Origin of the sequence: Pseudocitrobacter cyperus (assembly GCF_039889165.1) — a bacterium.
Lineage (GTDB): Bacteria > Pseudomonadota > Gammaproteobacteria > Enterobacterales > Enterobacteriaceae > Pseudocitrobacter > Pseudocitrobacter cyperus.
This window is the reverse complement of the sequence record NZ_JAYMYY010000001.1, coordinates 1,831,616-1,845,016: the sequence shown is the minus strand read 5'-3', so window position 1 is coordinate 1,845,016 and position 13,401 is coordinate 1,831,616. Positions and strand designations below refer to the sequence as shown.

At 47.4% G+C, this 13,401-nt stretch carries 11 protein-coding genes and 1 pseudogene; 3 read left to right on the top strand and 9 right to left on the bottom strand.

Going from position 1 to position 13,401, the window contains the following annotated elements:
* Nucleotides 1–260: 260 nt before the first annotated feature.
* The 6 genes and pseudogenes from VSR74_RS08820 to VSR74_RS08795 form a co-directional block, all read right to left on the bottom strand.
* The gene (locus VSR74_RS08820; protein ID WP_347794319.1) at nt 261–1,241 is read right to left on the bottom strand and encodes an adenine-specific methyltransferase EcoRI family protein; all 981 of its coding nucleotides are present in this window, start codon (nt 1,239–1,241) and stop codon (nt 261–263) included.
* Between the two features lie 43 nt (nt 1,242–1,284).
* Nucleotides 1,285–2,117: pseudogene (locus VSR74_RS08815) on the bottom strand (EcoRI family type II restriction endonuclease).
* Between the two features lie 378 nt (nt 2,118–2,495).
* On the bottom strand, nt 2,496–3,242 hold the full coding sequence (locus VSR74_RS08810) for an SAM-dependent methyltransferase (RefSeq protein ID WP_347794383.1): 747 nt from the start codon (nt 3,240–3,242) through the stop codon (nt 2,496–2,498).
* A gap of 10 nt (nt 3,243–3,252) precedes the next feature.
* Entirely contained in the window at nt 3,253–3,510 is a 258-nt protein-coding gene (locus VSR74_RS08805; protein ID WP_347794318.1) for a YjhX family toxin, read from the bottom strand.
* A gap of 373 nt (nt 3,511–3,883) precedes the next feature.
* Nucleotides 3,884–4,135 (bottom strand): YdgH/BhsA/McbA family protein, encoded by a 252-nt coding sequence (locus VSR74_RS08800; protein WP_347794317.1) that lies wholly within the window; start codon nt 4,133–4,135, stop codon nt 3,884–3,886.
* Between the two features lie 187 nt (nt 4,136–4,322).
* On the bottom strand, nt 4,323–5,273 hold the full coding sequence (locus tag VSR74_RS08795) for a LysR family transcriptional regulator (protein WP_347794316.1): 951 nt from the start codon (nt 5,271–5,273) through the stop codon (nt 4,323–4,325).
* Nucleotides 5,274–5,372: 99 nt separating this feature from the next.
* Here VSR74_RS08795 and VSR74_RS08790 point away from each other — a divergent pair, with 99 nt between their 5' ends.
* Nucleotides 5,373–5,807: a DMT family transporter gene (locus VSR74_RS08790; RefSeq protein WP_347794315.1), complete on the top strand. Its 435-nt coding sequence runs from the start codon at nt 5,373–5,375 to the stop codon at nt 5,805–5,807.
* 9 nt (nt 5,808–5,816) lie between these two features.
* Nucleotides 5,817–6,290, top strand: coding sequence for a DMT family transporter (locus VSR74_RS08785; protein WP_347794314.1), 474 nt, complete (start codon nt 5,817–5,819; stop codon nt 6,288–6,290).
* Nucleotides 6,291–6,305: 15 nt separating this feature from the next.
* Here VSR74_RS08785 and VSR74_RS08780 read toward each other — a convergent pair whose 3' ends face one another.
* A complete protein-coding gene (locus tag VSR74_RS08780; RefSeq protein ID WP_347794313.1) occupies nt 6,306–7,142 on the bottom strand; it encodes an alpha/beta fold hydrolase in 837 nt (278 codons plus the stop codon).
* Between the two features lie 486 nt (nt 7,143–7,628).
* Here VSR74_RS08780 and VSR74_RS08775 point away from each other — a divergent pair, with 486 nt between their 5' ends.
* Nucleotides 7,629–9,068 carry a catalase gene (locus VSR74_RS08775; protein ID WP_347794312.1) on the top strand — a complete coding sequence of 480 codons (1,440 nt, stop codon included), beginning with the start codon at nt 7,629–7,631 and terminating at the stop codon, nt 9,066–9,068.
* Nucleotides 9,069–9,324: 256 nt separating this feature from the next.
* On the opposite strand, the gene VSR74_RS08770 is transcribed toward VSR74_RS08775, so the two are convergent.
* Entirely contained in the window at nt 9,325–9,624 is a 300-nt protein-coding gene (locus VSR74_RS08770) for a DUF5862 family protein (RefSeq protein ID WP_347794311.1), read from the bottom strand.
* Between the two features lie 246 nt (nt 9,625–9,870).
* Nucleotides 9,871–13,164 (bottom strand): autotransporter outer membrane beta-barrel domain-containing protein, encoded by a 3,294-nt coding sequence (locus VSR74_RS08765; protein WP_347794310.1) that lies wholly within the window; start codon nt 13,162–13,164, stop codon nt 9,871–9,873.
* Nucleotides 13,165–13,401 lie beyond the last annotated feature (237 nt).

The window sequence follows — 13,401 nt, the reverse complement described above, 5'->3', positions numbered from 1 at the left end:
CTCGGTGAATCGGGCTTTGCGCATGGTGATCTCCTCACAGGACATAATCAGTATGTCGGAAGATCTCTAAAAGTGAATGGTTCGGTTTACCGGGATGCTTACAGTTCACCCGGTAGCATTTTCAATGGACGATCAGGGTGGCGGGCAAGGCCGCCTGTTGACGTTATGAAAATTAACGTATCAATCAGGAGGCATGCTCTTTTAGAGGAGGACCAGGATCCTTTGCGGCTGTTGATAGAGGATCGATAGGTATATACAAATCAACTCTGTATCCGTTTGTTTTTTATCAGTATTCTGAAGTACGGGCACTTTCCATTGATAGACAAATCCTTTTCATCGTTCCCCTTTCTAAATTTTATTATTTCAAATTGATCAGGGTTAAATTTATGTAAAAATGTTATTGGTACCCCCATAGCTCCACTGTAATCTAATGGAATATCTTTTGTTTTGTTTACATTAATCGCATCATAATTGTCATATTTTGGATAATCACTTTCATTACCATAGTATTTCCTGGTAAGTACAATATCCTTATGACGAATATAAGTATCTAAGTTGGTCAACCATAGACAATTATTTGGCGATACTATTCTGTTACCAGAGTCATCAATCCTGGCCTCACTACCATATAACTCGTAGTGTTCTGGAACAATAAATCCAGAAACACCTCTACCAAGGTTTATTCCAAGCCACGCTTTGTTTTCTTTAATTAGTTTAAATATCTCTTTGTATGTTATGGCATTCACGTTTCCAATAATTAAAAACTTTTTGTCATATTTAACTAATTGTTGGACATACTCTCTGAACAATGAAAATGGTGGGTTAGTAACCACAATGTCAGATTTTTTTAATAACTCTATACTTTCCTGGCTTCGAAAATCACCATCGCCTTCAAAATGAATAATGTTGGGATGGAAATCGCCATCTCCCTTATTCATCGCTGCGGTATATTCAGAGAAGAAACCATTTTCCAGTTCCTCGGAAGAAAATAAGCTATCATTTTTTTCTCTATAGCAAGATGTTAGTATCTTCTTTAATTTCAGTTCTGAAAAATTATTAACGAAATATTTAAAGAAATTACTTACTTTAGGGTCATCACAGTTGCAATAAACAACTTTGCCTTCAAAGTGTGGCTTATAATATTGCAACTCACTTTCTATATCGCAAAGCTGTGTATAAAATTCATCACTTTTCGATTTTTTTGCTTTTTGTAAAAGCTTGTTTGTTGCCAGCCTAGCCATTTAAAACCCTTGTTTTGGTAATTTAACTTTGTATATCAGTATGTTATTTGTTGGTGATTTGGTTAAACAAATCTCTTCCCAACACCTTAAGCGAAGACTTAGAAATATCCATCATGACTTCGAACATTTCTTCTGGATCCCAACGTTCACCCGCGCCTTGAGTATATATAGATGCGGCCTGCAGCATAATGACTTTATCTCTGTGCGTGACAAATTTATTCACACACAAATTATTATTTATTGGCATGCCATAGTTCGCGGCTGTTAACCTATCCAATCTATTTAATATACCTGAATTATACTCAAGAACCACTTCTCTTCCATCCGGTCTTGTTACAGTGATCGTTTGTGTTAGAAAATTAGAACCCTCAAGGAACAAAACATAAGGAAAGTGACTTTCAGATAACATAAAATTAGCAATTTCTGATATGTTTTTATGTGATCGTTCAATTGCATTACCTGCAGCCATCAAATCCTGATTACTACCCTTACCGACCAGAACACCGTTCCTGATATTTATAACATCTTTGCCCTGATGTTTAGCCTCCGCGACAAGTATTACTCTCCAGTCACCGTTGTCATCTTTAACTTCTACGATCCCACCATCAGGTTTGATGCTGGAATTTAATATAAAAAGAGTCTGCCCAAGGTTCTCATCAACCTTTTTCATGGCTTCATTTATTTCTTCTTTTTTATAGACTCGCGGTATCTAAAAGATAATTGAGGGTACTCAAGTTCAAGCTTAATTTTAACTGCTTTAGATACAGCTCCAACGGCAACATCATGTGATTTTGCACTGTCACCAAATATCCCTACTACTCCCTGAGATATTTTGTGCTGACTTGTTAATCTATTTGATTGATTTTTGGTAGACATAATGACTATTCTCTATTTTAATCATTCTAAGATAATAACCACAACGTTAAGCAGCCTTTCTTATCCCGTTAAACACTGCCTACAACGATGATCTTGCTGCAGTCATATGCTGGCATTGTAACATAGTGCGCCGTAAAATCGATTTACCATAGTGTTGTATTACACGGACAACTGAACCCTGCTCAAGGCGTTTTTGACGTATAAATTATAAAAGATGCGGAGAGCCTGCAGGGATACTGACAGTAAGCCAATGAGGTGGGGGAGTGACAGGCAGATTATGCCCGTCGTACCCGTGAGTTACTGGAAAAGGCATGTGTTAATGGTAGCGGTGCCAGTGATGGCGGCACAGCCCTTTCGGGCTATACCGCCTGTTCCAGACTATCGCGGCATTAGCGCAAACACGCCCCAACCCACATATTCCCTGGTGTATGTGACGTGGCGTTTAGGCGCTAACGTCAGCTCCGCCCGAACTTCATGCGCAAAGTCATCGTCAGGGTTTTCCTCCATCCAGTGACGCAGGGTCATCCATTTTGCTGCTTCATATCTGTCCCAGCCTTCCTGATCCGCCAGCACCATTTCGACCAGGTCATAGCCCTGTTCGTCAAAAGATGCGACAAGCTCGGGTAGGGTGAGAAAGTCTGCGATGGACGAGACGCCGCAGGATAGCGCTATCTCTTCCGTCGCGGGTACCTGACGCCAGTACGGTTCACCGATAAGCATGATCCCACCAGATTTCAGACTCCTGGCCAGCAGAGCCATCGTCCCGGCGACACCTCCCGCAATCCAGGTTGCGCCGACGCAGGCCGCCACGTCACATTTTTCATCCGCGACATAACCGGCCGCGTCGTTATGGATGAAATGCACGTGGTCGCTAACGCCCAACGTTTGCGCACGCAACTTTGCCTGAGCGGTGAAGAGGGGGCTCATGTCGATGCCGGTGCCGGTAATACCGTAATCACGAGCCCAGGTACAAAGCATCTCACCGGAACCGCTGCCGAGATCGAGAATGCGCGAGCCTGGCTTCATGCGTAACACGCGGCCCAGCGTGGCGTACTTTTCCGGAGTGAATGGGTTATGAATACGGTGTTCGCTTTCGCTAATAGTAAAAATACGTGGGATATCCATCATCCTCTCCTTAACGGTTATCAGGCTGAGCGCGAACGTTGTTCAACCCCGTGGTATTTATACGGTAGGGTTGGCCATTAACGGATTTGATCAGCTTTTTGGTTTTGAGCTTTTTGAAGACAGTAAGCGTACAGTCGCTGAGCAGCAGCCCTTCGCGGCTGTAGCATTCAACGGAAGTGATGCGGCCAGACGCATCGCGAACGTGCGCAATACGGCCACCTTTGGCGAGAACGTGTAAGGTACGTTGTTCCTGACGGGATAAATTCATACTGGAAAACCTGTTTAATCATCATGTGCAAAACGTGCAAACACACAGCGGTGTCCGCATTCGATTTCGGCGCATTGATAATCAGTCCGGCCTGAAAAGGTCGGGGGGCTGATTATCAGATGATGACATTCTCCAGCATCAAAGCCTCGGGTTGAGTTGAAAGGTATTTACAAAATGAATGATAACACAGCGAATTTGCGTCGCTATTTTTCAGACTGAAAAATGTGATCCAGACCATTTTTGAATGGATGTCAGGAAGCCCGATTTCTTTGCCTGGTCGATTGGCGCAGTTAAGTAAGGGTTTACATCGTGATGCGTTTCGGGGCATCTGCGGTTATTTTCACCAGCAAGCTAACCACTGCCCCAAAATAGATTACTTATAAATCTCCGCGGTGCCATGCAGCTTGTTATTTCCCGATGCTGACAGCACTTTGAAGGCGGTCGCCCCTTTTTCATCGGCTTTGTGAGAGAGGGCATCCGTTAGCTCATCAAGTGTATAGGCATTGCTGGCGGAGACGACGCCAATTTTTTCTTTTCCATCCGCGTGGTTGACTTCCTGTGCTGCAGATACGGTGTTTACGGAAATGAAACCCACAAGTAGTGTCGTAATAATTAGTGCTTTCATGGCTAATACCTCATTTATGATAGGTTGAAACCTGGCTTATATCAGAGGATGTTTCCTCTGTCGTTATAGAGAAATATACAGACCGAAGCTGACATAAGCCTGACCGCGATATGACAAAATTGTCAGGGTAATATATTGGTCATATCAACGCTCTAGCGAAAGGAGAGATATTCCGCCGGGAGTGGCCTCAACCCCCGCCTTCCTCGCCAGACTGCCAGTAAAGAGGTGAGCCGAACACTCCAACGTAGTAATCAATAACCGATCTGACGTTGAGCGATGGGTGCCGGGTATTTGGGTATATAGCCGAGATGCTCTGCAAATCTGTTTTAATGGAAACCTCCAGATCCGGCATAAGCGCAATCAGTTCGCCATTCTTTAATTTTTCGCCGATTAGCCAGTCCGGGAAAAGGACGATTCCCATGCCGCCAAGTGCGGCTACAAGCAAGGTTTCTGCATTATTGGATGACATCAGTGGAGAGACAGGGTAGTGGATCCACTCTTCACCTGGCTTGCGTAAAAGCCAACGATTTGGCCCGGATGAGCCTCTGTAGACGAGGCATTTATGGTGACAGAGATCGTCAGGTCTTTCAGGTATGCCGTATTTGCTTAAATACTCAGGCGATGCCGCCAGGTGATAAAACTGCTGCCCAAAAACACGGGCGTGGAATGAAGAATCAGTCAACACACCAATACGAAATATTATGTCAGCGGCATCTCTGTGCGGGTCGATATAATCATCCGTTAGCGTCAGTTCGACGTTAAGTCGAGGGTACAGGTTAATTAACCCTGGAAGGGCGGGGGCGACATGATGCTGGCCGAAGAATACGGGGGCATTAATCCGTACAACCCCGGAAGGCTCCTGCGAGCGTTCATTAAGCTCCCTGCGTGCATCCTCAAGATTAGCAACCATGGCGCGCGCATAGCGAACAAACAGATCTCCACTTTCAGTTGGGATGATCGCCCGGGTGTTACGGTAGAAAAGCTGCTGGCCGAGCACATCCTCTAGCTGATGAATGATACGTGAAACCTGCGAGGCTGAAATCCCTTCACGACGCGCGACGACCGAAAAATTCTGCGTATCGTATACGTCAATAAAAATAAGGAGAGAGCGAATACTGACGCTTCCAGGATGATTCATTAATGCGATTCCTGCACAGGTGTTTACTACATTATGGCATTTTTCTCATCACTGAACAGGCGTAGCTTTAGCCGCCTGATCAACAGGGGAATATTTGCTATGCAATGGGTACTCATTTTTATGGTCATCGCGGGTGGCATGGGGCTATCGGTAGAGGCCGGGCTATTGGGGCCTCTGGGAGAAAAGGTGGGGGATTTATGGGCTACCTTCAGCGTGTTCGGCGTCGGTGCGGTACTGACATTTCTGCTGATGCTTTTTTTTAGTCCGCGCAACAGCCCCTCTTTCTTTTCACAACCCTCCTGGAAACTGCTGGGCGGGGTACTCGGCCCCATCTACGTCATTATTCTCACCGTCGTCACACCGGCGATTGGGGTTGCCATGACGATGATTGGCATCCTGGCCGGACAGGTGTTTAAAAGTCTGATCATCGACCACTATGGCCTGCTGGGTACGCCGCGCCGAAAAATTAACAATAAACGCATCATCGCGCTGATTTTTATCATCGCAGCACTTATTTTGGTTGCACAAGGTTAAGGTAACGACATGACTATTATTATGATTTTATTAGCTGTTATTGGCGGTTCCGTACTGAGTATTCAGGCCGCGATCAACGGACAGCTTGGTAGCAAAGTGGGGGTATTTAAGAGTGCTTTCCTGACGTTTTCAGTCGGAGCACTGCTCACCGGTTTTCTGATATTTTTCTTTGAACCAAAGCATACCATCACTCTGATGGACGTACCTAAATGGCAATTATTAGGGGCCATGTTTGGGGTGCCATATATTGTCATCATGGTGCTTGCGGTTCAGCGAATTGGGACAGCAGTAGCAACAGTCGCTGTTATTTTTGGTCAATTGACGATGAGTATGCTTATCGACAACTTTGGCTGGCTGGGCAATGAGTCTATTCCCTTTTCGCTAAGCCGTCTGGGCGCGATTATTTTCCTGGGGATCGCGTTATATTTCATCTATTCCAGTAGTGAAACGAAAACCACCTCCAGTGGAGGTGGTTCGTTGTGACGCATCAATAAAAAATTATTTACGGATGAACTGTAAGATATCTTTATTGATAACATCGGCATGCACCGTGTGCATACCATGCGGATAGCCAGGATAAATAATCATAGTGCTGTTTTTAAGCAATTTATCCTGCATCACTGCCGCATCTTTATAAGGAACAACCTGGTCGTCATCACCCTGCATGACCAGAACCGGAATTTGAATGGCTTTTAAATCTTCGGTTTGATCGGTCTCGGAGAATGCTTTGATGCCTTCGTAATGGGCTTTTGCACTACCCATCATGCCCTGACGCCACCAGTTTTGAATCGTTCCCTGAGAGATCACCGCATCTTTGCGGTTAAATCCATAAAACGGCCCTGACGCGACATCGATATAAAATTGCGCACGGTTAGCTGCAAGTGCGCTACGGAATCCGTCAAAGACCTCTACAGGTGTACCCTCCGGATTATTTTTTGTTTTGATCATCAGAGGGGGAACGGAACTTATCAGCACAGCTTTCGCAACCCGCCCCTGTGGCTGACCATATTTTGCAACATAGCGAGCAACCTGACCGCCACCGGTTGAGTGACCGATGTGGATGGCATTTTTCAGATCCAGCATTTCAACAACCGCATTAACATCTGCAGCATAGTGATCCATATCATGGCCTTCGCTCACCTGATCAGAACGGCCGTGGCCGCGACGATCGGTGGCAATAACACGGTAGCCCTGTGCCAGGAAAAACAACATTTGATTATCCCAGTCATCAGCGGTTAATGGCCAGCCATGGTGGAAGACGATAGGTTGAGCGTTTTTATCTCCCCAGTCTTTGAAGTAAATTTTAACGCCGTCCTTTGTAGTAGCAAATGCCATGTTGAATACTCCTTTATTGCCGGCAACACCCTAACATATATCGATAAGGGTATTGTCTGTGCAGTGAATCAATATGGTTGACAGGGTTCTATTTATTTCCCCTGTTGCAAAACTACGCTCCCCGAGTGGATGGCGTAAAGAAGAAATTACCTATCGATAATATAAATAAATACAACACATCGGATCTCTTTGTGATTTATCTGAAAATGATTTCTGTAGTAAGAAAAGGAAATATAGTTTGCCTGGTAATAATGTCTCTGCGCACTGTCATGTGATTGTCATGTGATTGTCATGAAATTATTGTAGGCATTGAGTTTGTTGGTTTTCCAGGGTAATTCTGTATTTTTACGTCATTCCGTGTACCTGTATCTGAAGAAATTATATGGTGTTTATGGTAGGCACATAATGCTGGTGGTCTAATTTACCGAGTGCCAGTGGATGTGTTTATCGTTTTTTTCTATTCCTGTTTACAATAAAGAGAAAGTTATGAAAAAAAAAGGATTAACAACAGGGGCGGGCTGTCCGGTAGTCGACAATAATAATGTTGTCACGGCAGGGCCTCGCGGGCCGATGCTATTACAGGATGTATGGTATCTTGAAAAACTGGGGCATTTTTCTCGGGAAGTCATTCCTGAGCGCCGTATGCATGCCAAAGGATCGGGGGCGTATGGTACTTTCACCGTAACACATGACTTAAAAGCTTATACCCGAGCGAAAATTTTCTCCGACCAGGGGAAAAAGACCGAAATGTTTATCCGTTTCTCGACGGTTGCGGGTGAACGAGGGGCTGCTGATGCCGAGCGTGATATTCGTGGTTTTGCCATGAAATATTACACCGAGGAAGGTAACTGGGATCTCGTCGGGAATAACACGCCGGTCTTTTATCTCCGCGACCCTTTGAAATTCCCGGATCTCAACCATGTCGTTAAGCGCGATCCGCGGACGAACCTGCGAAATCCAACCTATAAATGGGATTTCTTCTCCCATCTGCCCGAGGCTTTACACCAGTTAACCATCGACTATAGCGATCGCGGGATCCCACGTTCATATCGAACCATGCATGGCTTTGGTAGTCACACCTACAGCTTTATTAATGAGAAGAATGAACGCTTCTGGGTGAAATTCCATTTGAAATCTTGTCAGGGGATCCAAAACCTGATGGATGATGAAGCGAAGGCAATTATTGCTGAAGACCGCGAAAGCTCGCAGCGCGATCTCTATGAAGCGATAGAATCAGGTAACTATCCTCGCTGGATTTTCTACGTGCAAATTATGCCGGAGGCTGAGGCGTCTAAAGTTCCTTATAATCCTTTTGATTTGACCAAAGTCTGGCCTCACAAAGATTATCCGCTGATTGAAGTGGGGGTTGTCGAGCTCAATCGCAATCCGGACAACTATTTTTCTGAAGTTGAACAGGTTGCTATGTCTCCGGCAAATGTCGTGCCTGGCATCAGTTTTTCTCCCGATAAAATGCTACAGGGAAGACTTTTCTCATACGGTGATGCGCATCGTTATCGTCTTGGCGTAAACCACCATCAAATACCGGTTAACCAGCCACGTTGCCCTTTCCATAATTATCATCGTGATGGCGCGATGCGCGTTGATGGGAATAGCGGTAATGGCCCAACCTATGAGCCGAACAGCTATGGCCTGTTCCAGGAGCAACCGGAGTTTAAAGAGCCGCCATTGACCCTGGAAGGTGCCGCCGATCACTGGAATCAACGTGAAGACACGGACTATTTTAGCCAGCCGCGTAAACTCTTTGAACTTCTCAGTCAGGAAGAGCGCAACCGAATGTACGGGCGTATCGCCGGGGAGCTTAATAACGTTCCTGAGGAGATTAAAATGCGCCAGATTGATCTGTTCAGTCAGGTTCATCCAGACTACGGTGCAGGTATTCTGGCTGCGTTGGCGTTGCTAAAATAGTTTGACCCGCAACAAGGCTGCTTATCAGCGGTGATATGCAGCCTGATCGTAACCCGGCGTTCTGTCCTGGGTAAAATTTCCACCTGTAATGTGATTTGATATCTACTGATGTTAGGGCTGTTGACTGTACAAGAAGGGCGCGGTGATAATCGTGGAAATATTTTGATGATATGAGATTTCAGGAAAATAACGCGTCAGTAAAAATAATAAGGCAGAGAAATCTGCCTTATTATTGCGCGAACTAACAACGATGCAATTAGATGCTGCTGTTAGCGGTATTACCTGGGCCGAATTTGTCACGGTAATCAGCCAGGAGTGTGTCGACCTGATTTTCGTCAGTCATTGCGCCATACACCAGACCCAGGGCCCCACCCATAACGGTAGGAACAATCAGGCCAACCAGTTGAGACAGTGCGCCGAAACCGAAGCCGCCTGCGCCGCCCCATTTACCGCCGATTGCCATCCCGGTCGCCATACCATCAACCAGACCAAACAGAGCACCATCCGTTGTACCACCGCTAACCAGTGTCATTTCCGCTTGAGTTAATTCTTTCATCATTTTTCCTTTTTAATATGTAGAGAGCAATGCTCGTGAAGAAAAATAATACTTTTGATGTTCTGTTAATATAGAAAAAAGAATGAAAACAGATAACTTCCTTCGTTTTCGATTTAATTCGATATTTTTTATTTAATTTAACTGGTGGGATGTCGATACCGTATCTGCTTATCATTGAGGTATTACTGTAATCGCGCTCATTATTGCAATGCCCCTGTAAACGTCATGCTTACAGGGGCTGGCAGGTTAGAAGCGATATTTTATACCAAGCATGGCCTGGGTTGAGGAATAGCCTGCGTCCCCCAATTGCTGGGTGACGTTACCCCACATATCAACTGCTGGAGCAATATGTCCTTCGACCCCCACTTTTAGCTCCGCAATATTGCGTGAGCCATCAATATAGTGGGTTGTATCATCCATCCGGATGCTCCAGTTATGAGTATTATGCAACCAACTCGTTTCGACAAAGGGCTGGAACTCACGTCCGGTGTCGGCATCATACGCACTGTGGCCGCGTAACCAGGCGCGAACCCCAAGGCGAGTCATAACGTTCGACTGCGTTTGCTGATGAACGCGGGTACCGTTAGCTTCCGTGTGATCGTCAGCGGTGATATTTGACCAGACGATTTGCATTTTGGGTTGCACCCAACTGCTCAGAGCGCCGTTATCGGTGAGTTTGATGCTATAACCACTCTCCAGTGATGCCTGTACGCCGCGTGATGTGTAATTTTCCCGTGCGAGATCCTGCCCGGAAACGGTGTTGTCAAATGTGTTATAGAGTAGCCAACTGTCGACATAGGCTCCCTCACGCGTGGCGATGTCCTCATACCAGGTGGCATACGGGCCAAAGCTATAGCCGCTGACGCGACCTTTCGCTGAGTAGCCGGAAACACCAGAGTCGGTACGGCTGTCGCTATGACCGTAGCCTGCCATCATCCCTGCGTAAAGGCGGTCTTTCGCAGTGAAATTCCACTGAGCAAGATCGGCACCGATCTGTACCGTGTAGCGATTTGACTGGGTTTTCAGTTGTCCGCTGCTGTCGTGGGAGCGATTATGCTCACCGACCTGACGCAGCCACATCCCGGCACCATGATCGTTCTGGCTTAAATAACGAGCGCCTTCGCGGTCATGAAGTTGCATCATAAAGAGCGTGTTTGCGGCCTGCTGGTTTGCCAGCCATGCCCCCATTTCAGGGCGGACGACAGGGGTTATGGCCGTGCCGCCGCCGTTATCACTGCCGCCGTTATCACTGCCGCCGTTATCACTGCCGCCGTTATCACTGCCGCCGTTATCACTGCCGCCGTTATCACTGCCGCCGTTATCACTGCCGCCGTTATCACTGCCGCCGTTGTCACTGCCGCCGTTGTCACTGCCGCCGTTGTCACTGCCGCCGTTGTCACTGCCGCCGTTGTCACTGCCGCCGTTGTCACTGCCGCCGTTGTCACTGCCGCCGTTATCACTGCCGCCGTTATCACTGCCGCCGTTGTCACCGCCGCCGTTGTCACCGCCGCCGTTGTCACCGCCGCCGTTATCACCGCCGCCGTTATCGCCGCCGCCGTTATCGCCCGGATCGGTTTCTTCAGTACTGCTTGTGAGATACCAGCTCTGTCCCTTTTTAACGATATCGTAATCATAGGCCCCGGCGACAATACGGCCCGCTTTGGTAAATTCCCCCCAGGATGTCCCGGAGACGCTGACAATTTCTATGCCTTCAACGGTTTGCGCGCCTGAACCGCCAAGGTTATTAATGGATGTCGCCGTTGTCCCGGCTTCTACATCGCCCAGAACAACCAGTTTATCCGTTTGCGAGCTATCGTCTCCCAGCACGGTATTCAGCACCAGCGTCCCGCCATCGCCTGCGTAATTTCCCGAAACGGTGATCGTTCGGGCCTGTCCGTCGCTGCTGTAGTTAATCGTGCCGTTGTTAGTCAGTGAAGCCAGTGTGGAGTCCGCGCTGACATTCCAGACGCTGCTGCTATCAAGGGAGAGGGTGGAGATGTTTTGGGTGGCGCCATTAAGCACGGTGTTATTGGCAGTAACGCTGACGGTGCTGTAGTAGCTCGCGTCGTCATCCTGCGAACTTTGTACGGTGATAGCCTGTTGATTTCCCCCCGTTAAGGTGGAGTCCTGTAGATCGAGATTCAGTGTTGTCGCTGATGCGCTGACTGCCTGAGCTTTTTCGCTGCTCAGTTGCACATTTTTCAGCGATACGTCGTTACTTAACGTCTCCGAATAGCCGTTGGCATACAGACCGGCACTGTTACCTGTGGTGCTGACGGTGCTGTTCGATGCATTGATTGTGCCAGCGTAATCCCACAGCCCATATGCGTTGTCACCGTAGGTGGTAACGGTAACGTTATCCAGATTCACGGTTGATTGTGGATAAGCCAGTGCGCCGGCTGCGCCATCGCTGTGGGTGGTTATGGTGCTGTCAGTGAGCGTCGCGCTCCCACCACGAGCGGCCATCATGCCGATCCCATTATCGCCATAAGTATTGAGGGTTAACCTGCTGCCTGTAACGGCGGTTTCACTATATAACGCATAAGCATCATTACCGCTGGTGGTCAGGGCGCTGTCGCTGAGCGTTGCGCTACCTTTTTGCACGGCGACTGCATGTGCGCCTTCGCCGGTCGTCACGAAGGAAGCATCCTGAGCCGTCAACGACGATGCTTCGTCCACTACCCACGCGGCAAAACTTTTACTGCCCGAAGTCTGGAACGTCCCGCCGGTCACATTCATTTGTGTGGCCACATTGACATCCAGCGCATGTGCCGCGTCGCCGTGCGTTTCCACATTTGTATTATTAAGCGTGATGTCGGAATACATGCCCCTTATACCGGTGGCGTTTTCCGTAGTGATTTTACTGTCAGTAAGGCTGACCTGCGCCAGCACATTGGCGTTGCTCCCGGTTGCGGCGATCCCGGTGGCGTTCCCCTGCGCACTGATACTGCTGTTATCAAAACTGGCGTTTGAACCGCGGTTGATTAATACCGCAGAGTTGCCGTTGGATGTAATCGTCACGTCCTGGGCCTGCAGCTCACTGGATGCGAGCGAAATAGCTGCGCCGGAACCACCGCTGGTATAGGTTAGCCCCGTGCCATTGAGCGTCACGATGGAGGATGACTGGGCATTGATACCCCATGAGGTACCGCTGCCGTTGCTAATAATGCTGCCACCGGTGACATCGAGGGTTCCCCCCTGCGCTAATAACACCGAGGAGGAGGCGCCAGTACTCTGGAGTATCGCGTCGGTCAGTGATATTTCGCCCCCTTTAAGCGCCTGTGCAACATTGGTACTGGCATAGCTGGAACTAAAAACCAGACCAGGTGCCGTCGTTGTGAGTTTGCTCCCATCGCCATAGCTGTAAAGCTCATAATCACCCTGTTGCGTAGCGCGATAGCTACTGGTGACATCAAGTGCTGAGCCATCGCTGACTTGCCAGGGTGAATACGATACTGCAAACGTCGACACCGGTATTAAACAAATGCAATTCAGTAAGCTGATTTTATTTAATAGCCGTTTTTTATTTCTCTTGAGCATATCTCGTTCCTTATATACCTGCCATTAAAGGCGATGGCTGCATGCCAGGTTTTTTTATTCAAAAACGGGTGAAATAGCAATAATTCTATTTATGCTGATGGATTTAGTAATAATTCTAAAAATATTAGACTGGTATTATTACTTAGTTTCAGTATACGAGTACACGGAAATCAAAGAAAGCATATTCACAGCGCAATATTTATTTGCGGAGTTTTTACCGGGTCGCTTTTACATTTG

What these genes read in the sequence shown, in the direction of transcription:
- VSR74_RS08820 (WP_347794319.1), bottom strand. Translation starts at nt 1,241, where the DNA reads ATGGCTAGGCTGGCAACAAACAAGCTTTTACAAAAAGCAAAAAAATCG.
- VSR74_RS08810 (WP_347794383.1), bottom strand. Translation starts at nt 3,242, where the DNA reads ATGGATATCCCACGTATTTTTACTATTAGCGAAAGCGAACACCGTATT.
- VSR74_RS08805 (WP_347794318.1), bottom strand. Translation starts at nt 3,510, where the DNA reads ATGAATTTATCCCGTCAGGAACAACGTACCTTACACGTTCTCGCCAAA.
- VSR74_RS08800 (WP_347794317.1), bottom strand. Translation starts at nt 4,135, where the DNA reads ATGAAAGCACTAATTATTACGACACTACTTGTGGGTTTCATTTCCGTA.
- VSR74_RS08795 (WP_347794316.1), bottom strand. Translation starts at nt 5,273, where the DNA reads ATGAATCATCCTGGAAGCGTCAGTATTCGCTCTCTCCTTATTTTTATT.
- VSR74_RS08790 (WP_347794315.1), top strand. Translation starts at nt 5,373, where the DNA reads ATGCAATGGGTACTCATTTTTATGGTCATCGCGGGTGGCATGGGGCTA.
- VSR74_RS08785 (WP_347794314.1), top strand. Translation starts at nt 5,817, where the DNA reads ATGACTATTATTATGATTTTATTAGCTGTTATTGGCGGTTCCGTACTG.
- VSR74_RS08780 (WP_347794313.1), bottom strand. Translation starts at nt 7,142, where the DNA reads ATGGCATTTGCTACTACAAAGGACGGCGTTAAAATTTACTTCAAAGAC.
- VSR74_RS08775 (WP_347794312.1), top strand. Translation starts at nt 7,629, where the DNA reads ATGAAAAAAAAAGGATTAACAACAGGGGCGGGCTGTCCGGTAGTCGAC.
- VSR74_RS08770 (WP_347794311.1), bottom strand. Translation starts at nt 9,624, where the DNA reads ATGAAAGAATTAACTCAAGCGGAAATGACACTGGTTAGCGGTGGTACA.
- VSR74_RS08765 (WP_347794310.1), bottom strand. Translation starts at nt 13,164, where the DNA reads ATGCTCAAGAGAAATAAAAAACGGCTATTAAATAAAATCAGCTTACTG.